Origin of the sequence: Streptomyces sp. NBC_01013, from assembly GCF_045162765.1 — a bacterium.
Lineage (GTDB): Bacteria > Actinomycetota > Actinomycetes > Streptomycetales > Streptomycetaceae > Streptomyces.
On the sequence record NZ_CP108687.1, the window covers coordinates 15322 to 30117 of the forward strand.

9 protein-coding genes are annotated in these 14796 nt (G+C 64.5%); 1 reads left to right on the forward strand and 8 read right to left on the reverse strand.

The window, feature by feature from the left end; genetic code table 11:
* Positions 1–10: 10 nt before the first annotated feature.
* The 7 genes from OG538_RS00050 to OG538_RS00080 form a co-directional block, all read right to left on the reverse strand.
* Positions 11–592 carry a S1 RNA-binding domain-containing protein gene (locus OG538_RS00050; protein ID WP_406088839.1) on the reverse strand — a complete coding sequence of 194 codons (582 nt, stop codon included), beginning with the start codon at positions 590–592 and terminating at the stop codon, positions 11–13.
* Positions 593–625: 33 nt separating this feature from the next.
* Positions 626–1339: a hypothetical protein gene (locus tag OG538_RS00055; protein ID WP_406088841.1), complete on the reverse strand. Its 714-nt coding sequence runs from the start codon at positions 1337–1339 to the stop codon at positions 626–628.
* A 718-nt stretch (positions 1340–2057) separates the two neighbouring features.
* Positions 2058–2942 carry an IS3 family transposase gene (locus OG538_RS00060; RefSeq protein WP_406088843.1) on the reverse strand — a complete coding sequence of 295 codons (885 nt, stop codon included), beginning with the start codon at positions 2940–2942 and terminating at the stop codon, positions 2058–2060.
* A complete protein-coding gene (locus OG538_RS00065) occupies positions 2939–3244 on the reverse strand; it encodes a transposase (RefSeq protein WP_406088845.1) in 306 nt (101 codons plus the stop codon). The genes OG538_RS00060 and OG538_RS00065 overlap by 4 nt, the downstream gene beginning before the upstream one ends.
* Positions 3245–3314: 70 nt before the next feature.
* Positions 3315–3734 carry a hypothetical protein gene (locus OG538_RS00070; protein WP_406088847.1) on the reverse strand — a complete coding sequence of 140 codons (420 nt, stop codon included), beginning with the start codon at positions 3732–3734 and terminating at the stop codon, positions 3315–3317.
* Positions 3731–10252, reverse strand: coding sequence for an RHS repeat domain-containing protein (locus OG538_RS00075; protein ID WP_406099914.1), 6522 nt, complete (start codon positions 10250–10252; stop codon positions 3731–3733). Before OG538_RS00075 ends, OG538_RS00070 begins: the two co-directional genes overlap by 4 nt.
* Positions 10253–10450: 198 nt before the next feature.
* A complete protein-coding gene (locus OG538_RS00080; protein ID WP_406088849.1) occupies positions 10451–12757 on the reverse strand; it encodes a LamG domain-containing protein in 2307 nt (768 codons plus the stop codon).
* 154 nt (positions 12758–12911) lie between these two features.
* On the opposite strand from OG538_RS00080, the gene OG538_RS00085 reads away from it, so the two are divergent.
* Positions 12912–13729 (forward strand): IS5 family transposase gene (locus OG538_RS00085; protein ID WP_406088851.1). Its coding sequence is split into 2 segments (ribosomal slippage): positions 12912–13260 and positions 13260–13729, totalling 819 coding nucleotides; the frame shifts between segments, so codons are not numbered across the junction.
* Between the two features lie 921 nt (positions 13730–14650).
* Here the strand turns inward: OG538_RS00085 and OG538_RS00090 are convergent.
* Entirely contained in the window at positions 14651–14776 is a 126-nt protein-coding gene (locus OG538_RS00090) for a hypothetical protein (RefSeq protein WP_406088853.1), read from the reverse strand.
* Between the last annotated feature and the right edge of the window lie 20 nt (positions 14777–14796).

A 14796-nucleotide genomic window follows, 5' to 3' on the forward strand; every position in this document is an offset into this window, starting at 1 on the left:
ACGCTGGCCGTCACGCGGCCGGCACGACACCTTCGCGCTGAGCGTTCTTCGGCCTGGAAAGAAAGATTCGGCGGGTCGGCAGGTCGATTTCCGTAACGACGACGGTGATCCCCTCTCCGGCCTCCATGTCCTCCACCGGACTCGCTGCGGGCCGACCGTCGATCTCTATGGAGGGGAGCAGCCCGACGAACCCGTCTCCGAGCTCGACGAAGACGCCGATGGGAACTGTCTTCTCCACCGTCCCGCGGATTTCCTGACCCACCGTGCGGTCGGCGAAAGCCCGCAGGGGGTCGGGCTCCAGCGCCTTCAAGGACAGTCTGGCCTCCGCGTTGTAGGTGTCGAACTGGAGGAACTCGCACGAGACCCGCTGGCCTACGTAAACGACATCGGTGGGGGCTTCGATGCGCCGCCAGGACAGTTCGGGGATCACGATGAACCCGACACCGGGGAAGAGGGGATGGGCAGGTCCGTCGTCCAGGGCCACGAAGACCCCGAACCGCTCGATCGCCGCAACGGTGCCAGACAATATGTCGCCGCTGTGCAAGGTCTCCAAAAATGCCCAGAGTTCCGGGCTCTCCGACTGCCAGTCCATACCGTCACCCTGGCATACGACATCGCGGGCCGACTATGACCTCGACAGACTGAAGCCCCGCTGTACCCCAGCAACCGGAACCATGATCGGCCGGACAAGTCCTAGGAGCGCGAGGGTGGCGTTGGTGGCGGCGACCCCGGACAACGTCGAGATGGCAGCTCCGGTGGAGGCGGTTCCGAACAGCGCGGCGGCGGCGAACGCTCCGTAGGCCGCGGCTCCGCCGGCCGCTGCCCCGGCCACGCCTCCGGCAGCGGCTCCGCGGATCGCGTTGGCGATCCCGACGGACATGGCTTCGATTCGTATCGCAGCAGGGGGTTCGCCCGTGGTCTCGAGCTCTTCCTCGCTCGGTCTGTCGGGCTCTGGTGCCCCGCTGATGCTCTCGGCCAGCTCGACGAACCTTAGGAAGAACTTGTCGCGGGCGGCGTCATGAACAAGGTTGAAGGCTTCACCGAATTCTTGGGTGATCTTCGAGCGTTGGGCCGCCTTCTCATTGATCTCGGCATGGCGTCGTTTAGTCTCCGCGACTTGGACGCGCAGCTTCACTGGCCGCTGGTCCCGCTGACGTGCGAGGGCCCTGGTTCGGTCCTCCGCCTCATGCTTGAGTTGCTCCGGCGTCAGTTGGAGGGCGAGGGCGATGGCGGCCAGACGGTGCTCCCTGGGGCTCACGAGCCCGTGCTCGATCCGGGAGATGGAGACCGCACCGCCCTTGCCGTAATCGGCCTGCTTGGCCAACTCTTCCTGGGTCATAGAGGGACTCTGGTCCTGGCGGTGCTCACGGATCACGAGGCCCATCGCCTCTGCGCTGAAGTCACTCATTGGCCTCGGCCCGGTTGCTGTGCGGGCTGTGGCGACGCCAGGAGGACTGCGCCTCACGTACTAGGGCGGCACCGGAACGGATGGCTTCGGCGCTGTCTTCGGCGAACCACAGGCTGCGAGGGACCCTCTACTCGTACACACGAGCGGCCATCACCATGCTGGCTAGCAGATTCCAATCGGGCTGGTCAGGCATTTCCTGCCCGCGATTTTTATACCATCCAGGCATGTCATGGACCCAGGCCGCCCAAGCTTCGAGGAAATCTGTAAGAGTACTGTTCCCCCATTCTTCGGGATTCTCTTCGAAATCCTCAAGAGCCTTCCGAAGAAATATAGAAAAGTCTTCCCTATTTCCTACCTCGACCGCGCATTGACGAAGACTCAAATCATCTGCCCCTTACGACTATTGACATACCGTCATTCATTGTCGTCATCTTCCAGCTTTCGCTCTGCACTTCCTCCGCCGAAGCGCGCGTGAAGCGAATACTTACCCCTGCCTCACGGAAGGCGTAGAGCCGCCTATTATCGAGCGTGTAGATTTTACCATTCTGTCGGAAAACTCGAATAGGAGGCAGGTCAGATGCCGTTACGCTGCCTGCCTTTAGGGCCTCGACGAGATTGAAGTGACCCCTCAGGTCCCGACACTTCCGTTTTATGCCGCGAGGTCCAGCCGTTGATGGCAGCGGATCCTCGCCTGGTACGGCGTGATGTAGCCGATGGTCGAGTGGAGCCGTTCCCGGTTGTAATGTTCCGCGATCCACCGGAAAACGTCCTGCCGAGCCTGCGCCCGGGTTTCCCAGACGGTCGTCCCGATCTCTGCTTTCAGGACGGCGAAAAAGCTCTCCGCGGCAGCGTTGTCGAAGCACGAACCGGTGCGCCCGGCGCTCTGCCGAATGTCCAACTCGCCGAGTAGAGAACGGAATTGATGGGACGTGTATTGGGATCCGCGATCGGAGTGAAAGATCGCGTTTCCTGCCGTGTGTCCACCCGCATGGGCCATCCGGATGGCATCCGCAACCAGTTCGGTGCGCATGTGGTCGGCCATCGACCAGCCCGCAACCTCCCGCGTGCACAGATCGATCACCGTCGCCAGATACAGCCATCCCTCGGCCGTCGGCAGGCGGGTGATGTCCCCGACGAATTTCAGACCCGGCAACGGCGCGGTGAAGTCCCGCAGGATCAGATCCGGCGCCGGCGGCGCCGTGCGGTCCTGTCGTGTCAGCGACCGCGACTTCCGTCGCGTTATCCCGACGATTTCACGCTCCCGCATGATCCGGGCGACGCGCTTGCGGTTCACCACGTGGCTCTGGTCCCGGAGTTTCCGGGTGATCCGCAGGGCCCCGTAAGCTCCCCGGGAATCGGTGTGGATCTCCCGGATTCGGCAGGCCAGGACCTCTTCCTCATCGGCCTTCTCCTGCCGCGCCTCCTTGTTCTGGTGCCAGGCGTAGTAGCCGGAGCGGTCCCAGCCGAGAACATCACACATCCGCTTCACCCTGTGGGCGCCTCTGTGCTCGTCGACGAAACGGAAGCGGATCACCGTGTCGTCTCCCGCGCGAAATAGGCGGCGGCTTTCCGGAGGATCTCGTTGTCCTCCTTCAGTCGGGCATTCTCCCGCCGCAGGCGCTTGAGCTCTTCTTTCGCGTCAGGGGTCATGCCGGCGTCACCCCCGCTGTCCGCCGCCTGGACGCGGGTCCGGTCCTCCCGGACCCACTTGCGCAGGGTCTCCAGATGGATACCCAGGCCGTGAGCGATGTCGGTGAGGGAACGGTCCGGCGAGGAACGCACCAGGTCCACAGCGTCCCGCTTGAACTCTTCGGGGTAGTTCTTTCGCTTTGCCACCTTGGATCACTTCCCCTGGATGACGAAACATCCAGCGTCCAGGTGTCGGAATTTCGGGGGTCACTCCACTTCACTCTGCCACCAATGCGATCACTTCCCCGAAACGCTCCAGGGTATCCGCAACAAAATCCTCGCCGCCGAAGCCAGGAATTTTGACCATCCACCAGTCAGCGTCGCCTGGCCGGACAGCCGGTCCTGATTCCACGAGGCTCTTGAACCGGAGGTCGATTACGTCAAGCTCACCTGCAAACCATGCAGAAGATACCAAACGCCTGGAAACCCTGCAATCTACAATGACCGCCTGAAGGACATTTCTGACGGATATGTCGTTCAGGTACTCAGAATAGTCATATTCGTAACCCTCTTGACACTCGTCAACGAACGATGACCACGAACCCAGCAATTCCCCAGGAGAAAGGATTTGCCGACGCCCAAGACGCTGAGACACCTCAGCCACGATGAGCGCAAGGTCGGTTGTATCCGGCGTCACTTAAACTGCTCCAAGAAATACGCCATGGGATCGCCTTCCGTTCTGAAGAATGTTGATATCGTACCAGACGAGTTCATGTATCCGAAGTATCCACTATTTGGGTCGACACGATACATGCCCCCGCTTGAGCTCGGAAGGGAAAGGGAGCCCTCCGGCCCATTTCCGGACATGAAGCTTCGAGCAGCTTCCCCATACCGCTTCCTCCCCTGGGGACCTTTGAATTCAGGCATATCGATCCCCTTGGGGTTCACCTTCACCTTTCCCCTGTTTTTAGCGATTACGGCGAGGACATGCTTGGAGTAGTGCCGCGCAGCAGACGAATTCGAATTGAAAGTCGCCCTCAAAGCAAGCGCCGCCCCGGGCGCGCTTTCACTCTCAGCCCGTACTGCAGCAGCTGCAACTGTGCCAGTCCCCGCGACCGCGCTGCCTCCAGAGGCGCCGCCGGTCGCCGCTTCGGTAATTTCCGCTGCGCACACCGGCGCTGCCGCCAGGCAGCCAGCGATCCCGTCAAGAGCGATGGGCGCCGCAGCTGCAATTACACCCACGGCCACGGCAAAACCGAGGACGATCTTCTGCCAGGTGGCGAGCTTGCCGCGGTCGATCCAGTCGTCGCTAACGGTTGGGGCGTAGTTCGGGTTGCTGCCCATGGCCCAGCCGTGCGAGACCACTTCCTTCTTTGCGGGCTTCGGCTCTGGCCCCTTCTTGAACACAATCTTCGTTGTGGTCCTGCCAGCGGTCTGGTGGACGGTCTTGGTCATGGTGCCGCTTCCGGCGTGACCGTCTGACTGGGTGTAATTGAAGGTTTTGGTAGTGGTTTTCGTGTAGGCCCAGTCCCAGCCGTTCTTGGTCTTGGTCCAGGTTTCGGTGCCACCGTTGCAGGAGCTTGAGGCGCCACCGCACATTCCATCGGGGCGGAGGCCGGTGGGGTCGGACAGGGTGACGGGGGTGTTGTTGGCGTAGGCGTAGCCGTTGAGGGACTCATGGTCGCTTGGGGCGAGGATGGGGTCGACGGAGAGGAATCTTCCGTTGGCCGGGTCGTATTCGCGGGCGCCGATGTGGGTGAGTCCGGTGTCGGTGTCGGTGGTTTTGCCGAGGAAGCCCTTGTCGTCGGGCCAGGTGGATGGTGTGGTTCCGCGGCTCTCGCCGAAGGGCTTGGTGTAGCGGCGGGTGACGGCCTGGGTGGTGGCGTCCACGCTCATTGAGGCGGTGCCGTGGTGGTCGTCGACCATCCAGGACAGGCCGTTCTCGGTGCGGACGGCGGTGGCGTCGCCGGCCGGGTAGTAGCGCTGGCCGGTGAATTTTTTGGTGGTTGTGTCGTAGTGGAGTTCCTGGCCGCCCAGGTAGAGGACGGTCTTGATGGGGCCGCGGCGGATCAGGAGTTCGCCGTTGGCGTCGTAGAGGTAGTCGGTGGTTTTGGTGACTTCGGTGAGTTGGGTGAGTTCTCCTTCGATGTCCCAGGTGAGGTTCTGCGCGGTGCCGGTGGGGCCGTAGCGCTTGGTGGTGTTGCCCTGCTCGTCATAGGTGAAGGTCTTGGCAGGGTTGCTGTTGACGGTGGTGGAGGTCAGGGTGTGGGGCTGGCCGGTGCCGTTGGCGTTGACGGCGGGGTAGCCGTAGCCGGTCTTGGTGTCACCGGTGGTTTTGTGCTCGGTCTGGGTGTCGCGCAGGCCGCCGGGCTTGTAGGTCCAGCTGGTCCAGTACGGGGCCGGGCCGCCGAGAGCGGAGGCCGAGCGGGTGGTGGTGCAGTCGTTGGAGGAGGGGGTCCAGGATTCGGTCAGGCGGCGGTAGCCGTCGTAGGCGAAGCATTGGGTGTCGTTGCCGTTGGCGTTGTCGGTGACCGACTTGATGTTGCCGGAGGTGTCGTAGGTGTAGTTGACGTCGCTGGTGTAGCCGGCGTTGGTCTGGTCGACGGTGTGGGTGTTGGTCAGGCGGCGGGTGCCGTCCTTGTAGTGGTTGAGGATCTGGAATTGCTTGGCGTCGGTGGAGGTGCCCAGGCGGGTCTCTTCGATTTCGCCGTATGGGGAGTAGCCGATGTTTTGGACGTAGTCGGTCAGGCCGTCGGTGCCGGTGAGCATGCCGAGGCTGTTGTAGGTGTTAGTTACGGCTTCTGCTGGTAGGCCGCCTACTGCGGGGAGCGTTGTCGACTGGAGGGTGCCGTCGAGGTTGTAGACGGGGGAGGTGATGAACGTCGGCGGTGCGCCGGCGACGACCAGAGCGTCGCTGGCGGCGATGACGGTCTTGGTGCCCTTGGACCGGCCGAGTACGTCGTAGCCGGTGGCGACCTGGGAGTAGATCTTGCCGGTGGTGCCGCCGACGTAGCGGATTGCGGCGGTGGGCTGTCCCTTGGCCAGGGAGTCGTAGGTGAACTTGGTCAGCTGGTGGGCGTTGTCCTTAACTCCGTCCCAGGTGCCGGTCTTACGGCCGAGTTCGTCGTAGTCGGTAATCAGGGTGCGGGAGGCACCATTGAGGGTGGTGGTGACCGTGAGCGGTTGGTCGCCGTCGTTGTATGTGGTGTCGATCTGGCCCTGGTCGGGGTCGGTGGAGGTGATCTCGCGACCGCGCAGGTCGTAGCCGTACGTCCAGGCGGCCCCGTCCGGGCCGGTCATCTTCTTGAGCTGGCCGCCGGGCGTGTACTCGTAGAGGGTGCGGGTGTAGTCGCTGCCGGTCGGGGCGGGGCCGGCGTATTCCCGGCGTTCGGTGAGCCGGCCGCGGGCGTCGACGATGCTCAGGGTGCCGGTGCCCCCTGCTGCAGCGGTGGTGCTGGTGCGGTCACCCTGCTGGTCGGTCTTGGTGCGCCACTCTTCTTGGTCGTAGACCCGGAAGACCGATTCGGTGGCCCGGCCGGCGGCGTCGAAGACCGTCTCGGTGGAGGCGGGGACGGATCCGGGGAAGGTGTTGGCCAGGGTGCCCGAGGGGGCGTTGTTGTCGTGGATCTGGCTGTTGGAGATGTATGGCAGGCCGCGGTCGTCGTAGAGAGTCTCGGAGATGACCCGGCCGCCGTTCGGGGCGGGGACCTGTGTCTGACGGGAGCGCAGCAGGCTGTCGAGGATCTCGTAGGAGCTGTTGTAGGTCTTTCCGTCGGCCTTGAGGGCGTCGGTGCGGACCCAGGTCTCCTTGTCGTTGTTGACACTGTAGGCGTAGACGGCGCTGGCGGCGTTGCCGAGCGTGCGGGAGCGGTCCGGCTGCCAGACCGATACCAGGCGGCCTAGTGCGTCAAGGGCCCATTCGGTGATATTGCCGTTGGCGTCGGTGGTCTTGGCGGCTGTGCCCCAGGCAGGGTCCACCTCGGTGGTGGAGGTGAACAGCTTGGGGTCGGTGGTGGTCTTCGACGTCAGCGGGCCGTAGCCGGTGTCATCGGGGACGTAGGTGGTTGTGACCGTGCGGTTGAGGGCATTGGTCGCGGTGGACGGCCGGCCCAGTTTGTCGTAGGTGGCACCCGAGACCTGCTGGTAGACGGGCTTCTTGTCGAGTTCGCCGTAGCTCGCGACTCGGTAGGAGGCGGTGATGTCCCCCTTGGTGGGTGCTGCACCGACCGTCTGGCCGTCGTAGGCCATGGTGATGTCGGAAATGGCGTCGGCGGGAATAGCTGGGGTGGCTGTGCAGGGAACTGAGTAGGTCTCGGTGCGTGAGACGGCGTTCACCAGCCAGGCCGAGGTGTTTCGGGCGTAGGTGTTTCGCACGCATGACTCGTCGCCGGTGATGGCGATGTCGCCGGAGTCTTCCACGGCGACCGGCATGCCGTATGTGGTGTCGTACGTGGTTTTCTGATTGACCGTGCGGGTACCGGTCGAGGTTTTGGTGCGGGTGACTGCCTCGTCGGCCTGGACTATCCAGGATTCGGTGGTGCCCCAGTCGTAGGTGTGGCTTCCGGTCTTGTGGGACCAGGGGGTGTTGATGGTGCGGCTGATTTCTTCGGTGCCGTTGTAGGCGAGGGTCTCGCGGACGAATCCGGTGTACTGGCGGAAGTCATCGATTGCGGCGCCGGTGGAGTCGGTGACCTTTTCCACGCGTGCGGTGCCGTCGAGTTCCTTCTCGCCGTTCAGGCCGCGCATGTAGAGGGTGGATTTCTTGGAGCGCGGGCCTTCGGAGTCTCCGAAGGTTTCCACGACCTTGCCGTAGCCGCGCCATTGTGACCAGGTGCGGTTGGAGGTCTTGGTCAGTCCTTCGTCGTCGGAGTAGCCCCAGCCGGCGCCGCCCTGGTAGTCGTAGTACTTCTCACCGGTGTCGCCGTGGCCGTAGGGATCTTCCTGGAAGACGGAGGTGACCACGTACTTGTGGAACCAGTCGGTGGTCGGGGTCGCGCCGGACTGGGACCATTTGACCGGGAAACAGCGGCGGGTGTTCGTGTCGACCGCAGACGGCATGCTGGTGCCCCAGATGCAGTCGGGGTCGGAGTAGTTCACGGTGAGTTTGGAGCCGGTCTCGGATTGGATGGTCCGTACCCGCCATTTGATGTAGCGCAGGGTGTCCGGGCCGCTTCCTTCGACGTGGTTGGACAATTGCATGCCGTCGAAGAGGACCGGCGGCATGGAGGCCGCGGTGGTGTTGGCCTTTCCGGTGTTCTGGATGGCCTGCAGCCACAGGCTTGCCGAGGAGGCGTCGCCGGTGTCGGGGAAGTTCTGCGTCAGGTGCCAGGTGTCCACGTCGCGGCGGGTGGTGCCGGTGCCGGTCCATACCGAGGTGGTGACATCGGTGAGGCGCTTGCGGGTGAAGAAGGCCGGGCCGATCTGGGTGCTGCATTTGGTGCCGGACACACAGATCATGTCGAAGGGCACGTCGGGCCAGTTGGCCTTGGTGTCCTTCGTAAAGCTGGTGCAGCCGTCCGTGGTGACGCAGCGCTCGGCGTAGGTGTAGCGGACCTGCTGGGATGCGGGCTTGGTGTAGATCAGGTCGCTGCGCTGGCCGTAGTCGATGCGGTAGAGAACGCCGCCGCGGGTGTAGGCGGTGCCGTTGACGGTGGTGTCGGCGTTCTTGGAATAGTAGTTCGTCTCCTTGGCGTACCAGTAGGTGGAGGCGTTGCCGTGGGTGTCCACGACGTAGTCCAGATTCCAGCGCCATGCCTGCAAGCAGGAGGAGTTCGCGAAGCCTGTGGATTGGTAGCAGGGCTCACCGGCGTCGTCACCGAAGACCGGGACAGTCCATACCGAGTTGGTGACGGCGTCGTCGTCAGCAGTATCGGTGGTTCCCTTGTTGCTCCAGCCGGGCATTTGGTGCTTGCCGAAGAAGTACTGAATGCCTGAGGCGTCCGTGACCTTCCAGTACTCGGTGTTGTCGTCGCCGTTACCGGTGGCTCCGGTCAGGTGCTCGACCCGCGAACCGTCCTCGTTCTTCACCTTCCACGAACCGCCGGACGACTGCGAGAGCGCTGCGGTGTCGCAGGCCGCCTTGGCAGCGCAGGTGTTGACCAGTTCGACGGCCTTGCCGTTGAGTACCAGTGTGGCGTTGGCGTACTTCCAGCACAGGTCGCCCTTGCCGGCCTGGCCGTCGTCCTTGCAGGACGCGTATTTGCGCTCGATGTAGGACTCGGCGATCGAGAAGCCTTCGCCGATCACCGAGGTCTGGTTGTTCTCTCCGGCCGTGCGGCCGTCCACCGAGGCAGAGTTGTAGGAGATGGACAGGTTCGGTGACGGGCCCGCCGTCGCGGGGGGTACGCGCAGGGGGTAGTCCCACGTGAAGTCGCCCGTGCTGCCGCCGGCCTCCCAGGTCGCCGTCGGGGACAGCGGGGTGGAGGCGTAGTCACCCCCGCCGCCGGAGGTGGCGGCCGCCGCGGCCAGCAGCATCGGGGTGCCGGTAGCGGCGGTGTTGGCGGGGAGGGTGCCTGTGAGGGTCTGGGTGTCGGTGTTGTTGTCCGAGCCTGCCACTGGTGTCTGGGTGCGGCAGGAAGCCTTCTCTGGCGTGGTCAGCGCACACGCCGGGAGTGCCACGAGGCGCAGGCGGGGACCGAAGTTGCCGCCGTAGACGTCGTTGAAGGAGGAGTAGTCCAGCGAGACGCGAAGCTTGTCGGTGTCACCGGCAGAGTCCTTGGGCGTGGCGCCTGCCGGGTCGATGGTGAGCAGGACGCCGTTGACACCCGCCTTCTGCGCAGCCGTTTGGGGGTGGAGGCTGAGTGCCACTTCCTCGGCAGGACCGGTGGCCTGGGCCTGCGTCGTGCTCTTCGCCCGCTTGGGTATTGGGGCGGTGGGCTCTTGGACCATTTTCATGGCGAGCCCGCCGACGGTGACGGTGGAAGCGCCGGTCGCCGCGACTTTGACGGTGGTGGTTCCGGGCTTCGGCCAGGCGGCCTTGTTCAGCCGGCCCCGGGTCTTCTGGGCGGAGGGGGCGGTCTTGTCTTTCGGGGCCCTGGACGTGGTGGGCTTGAACGAGCCCACCTTGTCGATCTTTGCGTCCGGCCGGTTCTCCAGTTGCTTACGGGCTGCCGGAGCCTGGGCCTGGGCGGCGAAGTCGAAGCCCGAGGGAACCACGATTTGCGGCAGGAGGGACAACGAGAGGGCGAGCGCGCCACGGCCGAGCCAGCGGCGTATGACCGTCGCTGGCAAGCGTGTGCGGAAGGGTGATGGAGACACGTGACTTCCTGGTTCTCGGAAATGGGCAGGATGTGCTCGGGCCGCGTCGGCGCTTGAGCTCACTGGATCGCTGATGGCGGGTCCGGGTGGACGCGCAATGTGTCGAGCAGTACGGGGCAGGACGGGCCTTGTTGCCCGCCCTGCCCCGTACTGCTTCTACTGCTCGGTGTTGCGCCTGATGGCGATCGTGCCGGTGGAGGTGGCTCCGGCCCAGACACGGACGCTGTCGATCGTCCCGGGGAAGTACCGCGCGGCAGCGCCGTTGATCTTCGCCCGGCCGATCTCGAACGCTCCGCCGCCCTGCCACGGTGCCGAGTACGGCAGGCCTTCCTCGTCGCCCATCAGGGCGCTGTCGACGTAGAGCTTGAGCCCGCCGAGCTTGGAGGTGTCGTCGGGGTCGGCGCCCGCCTGCGCGTCATAGACCACCGTCAGCATGACCGGGACGCCCAGTGCGGCGGTGGTAAGTGGGGTGGACTCACTTTCGGTCCAGACCGCACCGGTGCCGTCCTTGCTGGGGCGGCCGAAGGTCCACAGCCCTTGAGTGCTGCCGGCTGGTTGTTCGTACCAGACGCCCCAGGAGGACTGGCTCGTTCCTGACTGGCCGAACACCTGCACCGCGTACGACTTGGTGGTGTCGGCGAGCTTGGCGGGGTCGAGCGTCACCCATGCGGTGGCGGTGAACGAACCGGAGTCATCGACGACCGGGCCGGTTGCGGTGGCGTAGGCGCTGGTGCCGTTCAGCGTCATTGTCTGCGTGGTGGTGACCTCTTCGCCGATGTCCGGGTCGCCGGTGGTGAGCTGAGTGAGCGTGGCTCCGTTGAGTGTCAGGTTCCGGGCGAAGCCGCTGGTGTCGTTGACTGTGCTGCCAGTCGCGTTGGTCATGTCGGTGGCGTCCCATTTGGCCACCAGGGCGGGAACTGGATCGCCCGAGGTGCCGTCGCTGAGGTCCTCGTCCTCCAGCCAGGCATCGTGCGTGACCTCGGTGTCCGCGAGCGCACGGGACCAGACCTTCACCTCATCGATGGTGCCGGCGAAGTTCTCCTTGCCGGTTATCGCTCCGTACGAGGTGGACCAGCGCCGTCCGACCTGCAGGCCGCCCGATGCCTTCCAGGGGGTTGTGAAGGCGACCGGGTTGCCCTGCGGAGTGCCGTTGACGTAGAGCTGGACTGTCTGCGCTGCAGCGTCGTACACGCCGGCCAGGTGCGTCCACACCTTGAGTACCGGCGGGTGGGTGCTGAGCGAGCGGCTGATCTCCGGGGCGGCTTCGTCGGTCTGGTGGCGGTTGAAGACCCAGGCGTCGTACGAGGTGGAGTAGTACAGCTGGAGCCCGGAGGCATTCGTGCCCGCCTGGGACAGAACGGTGTAGTTGGTGTCCTTGTTCTCCAGACGTGCCCAGGCCGAGACGGTGAAGGACTTGGTGGTGTCCAGTACCGCACCAGGGGTGGAGAGGTAGGCGCTGGTGCCGTTGAACTGCGCCGCGCCAGCCCCGCTGCGCGCCCGAGCGTCCCAGGTGGTGCCGGAGGAAGTCAGGGGGTGCTGGGTGGCGGTGGTGGAGTCGGCGAGGGTGTCATCCAGGTGCCAGATCCCTGTGGGCTTCTCCGCTCCCTTGACGAGGAAGCTGTAATAGCCGGTGCGTGAGCTGTGTGCGGCCGCGTCGTAGCCCCAGACCTGGAGTGTGTTCTCACCAGCCTGGTTCGGTGCGATGGTCAGGGTGGTAGCCGCACCCTTGGCCACGTTGATCGGGGATGAGACAGCGCCGCTGTTCAGTTTCCACTTGTAGCTGACGACGTCCGACTGGATACCGGCTATGGCGGAGTTGGTGTCGGCGGGGGTGAAGGTGAACTTGCCTGCGGTGCCCACCCCACCTGCGGCCGGATCGGTCTCGGCCGGCTTGTACACGCCGTCCGTGCTGGATATGACTGGGGGCGGCGGAGAGTCGGTGTCGACCCGGAAGTAGCACCAGGACGACCATGCGGAATCCAGGACACCCGTGGCGCCGCGGTCCGTCATGTAGTACGCCTGCGTCTTGACCCGCATACGGTAATCGGTCTGCGCCGGCAGCGTGCTGGAGGTCGCGTCACGGGAAGCGTTGTCGGCCACCCAGGCGCTGCCCGGTGAGGCCGCGGACCAAGCGCGGCTGGAACCGTCGGCCTTCCATACCTCGAACATGGCCCGCAGTTGCGCGCCGGAGCCGTCCGCGGACTGCACCGTGGCCAGCATCTTCGGCGCGGTGGCACTGGTGACGAAAGCCGATGCGGAGGTGTTGCAGGCCCGCCCGGTCGTTCCTTGCCGCACCCCGTACGAGGTCGGCTTGTCCGGGTAGGAAACGTAGGTCACCGACAGCTTCGCGTCGTTGCGGAACCGCGCCCAGGCGCCATGGACCTCCTGGGCCAGCTCTTCAACACCACCGCCATGACCATCAGCCGCGCGGCGAAAGAAGTCCGCCCGCTCCTGGAAGCCCACGGAGTTCACATCCCTGCCTCGACCGCCCGCTTCCGCACGCCGACTGACATCGCGAGATTCCTCGACCTCGACAAAAACAAGATCAAACCGACGTGTTGATTCCCGGCAAGCCCTAAGACCGTGTCCTATGTGGGGCTGGCTCGTTGAGCTCGTCATGGGGCAGGGTACGTGGAGTTGGATTGTTCCGGACGGGCTGTGGGAGATCGCGGAGCCGCTGATCCCGCCGTCAAAGGTGCGGCCGCAGGGCGGCGGGACGCAGGACACGCCTGATGAGACGCTGTTCGCCGCGATCATCTACGTGCTGGTCAGCGGTTGTGCCTGGCGGGCGTTACCGCCGTGCTTCGGGATATCGAAGTCGACGGCCCACCGCAGGTTCCTGATCTGGTCGAGAGCCGGTGTCTGGGGCCGTCTCCACGAGGAGATCCTGCACCGCTTGGACGACGCCGGCCTCCTCGACCTCTCCCGGGCAGTGCTCGACTCCGCCCACGTCAGGGCTAAAAAAGGGGCGAACTCACAGGTCCGAGCCCCGTGGACAGGGGCAAGCCGGGTTCCAAGATGCACGTCCTGTCGGACGCGAACGGACTGCCCCTCATCGTCGGCCTCTCCGCGGCCAACACCCACGACAGCCTCGCACTGAAGCCCATGATCATGGGTCACCAAACGAGACACGACCCCCACCGCGGCCGACACTTCAAGCCCCAGCGCCTGCATGCGGACAAGGCGTACGACGTGCCTCACCTGCGGAAATGGCTATGGGGCAAGCACATCGGCGTACGCATCGCCCGCAAGGGCATCGAGTCCAGCGAGCGGTTAGGCCGCCGCAGATGGGTCATCGAGCGGACCATGTCCTGGCTGACCGGTTACCGCAGACTCAACCACCGCTACGAACGCCATCCCCGCAACTACCTGGCCTTTCTCGGCCTCGCCGCCGCCCTCTGCTGCTACAAACGACTCGCTCGCCTCACCACATAGGACACGGTCTAAGTGGCCGCTGCGCGGGGCGTCGCAGGGCGACCGTCCACTTGTTCGATGCTCGGACTTCGGATCAATCGACGACGCCACAGTCGCGCCGAAACGGTGCAGGACTCGTCGGCGTACCGCTGCTCGAGGAACGCGAAGTGCACGTCGATCTTGTTGATATTCTGACGCCTCGTCGGGTGGGCTCTTTGCCCGGCCCGGCGAAGTACCCGATCCACCTCCCGCGGGGTCCAGTGCCCACAGGTACGCCGAAAACGTGTCGATGAAGAGTGATTCCTCGTCGTGACGTGGACATCCCGCTTGCTGCCGCCGCTGAGGTATCACAACGTTAGCCAGGCCGGTCTCCCTGACACGACCCGCAGACGCGGCGATCGCTCGCAGAATCTGCCGGGCTATTGCAGAGTTCCCACTCCAGTGAGGGACTGGCGGGTACAGGAAATCTACATGCCGTGACGCGGCTTCGTCTGACGGCGGCGGGCCGTGGGAACCCATGCGTACTCCACTATCCAGTGAATCTTCGAGCTCCACAGGAATCGGGCCCGTCCGCATCCTTTCTGAAGTCATCCGGCGGCGGTTGGGTGGTCCGTGGCATGGGACACCTCCTTGCAACCCCACCTTCGATGCTCGCACAGCCGAGTGCACCGCGCTCGGCGGCATTGATCCGTGTTGCGACCAGAGGTCGCCGTGACATCCTGAAATGTGAAAACATGAGCAGATCGGCGCTTGCAGTCACCGCCTCGGCTGGGTGTAACGCCCAAACCCCGGCTCTGTGCTCCCCTTCCTTTGGCGCGACACGGAGTTGTCGGGACATCCCAGTCGGCGGCACGTCTTCCAGGATGTTCAGAGCCACAGGAAAGCGACATGGCCGAGATCAGAATTGACAGCAGTGGTCTGACCTTCACCAAGTTTTCTGTCTCAGGTCACGGCCCAGATCTCGTCGACGGCGCGGGCGCGCCGGTGCTCTTCCTCGCCCCCGGGGTCTACGGCGTACGGCGTCGAGCAGGTCCCCGGCCGGCCGGTGAGCTTCGAATTCCAGGTCACGCATGAGGGGTTCGTCGAGT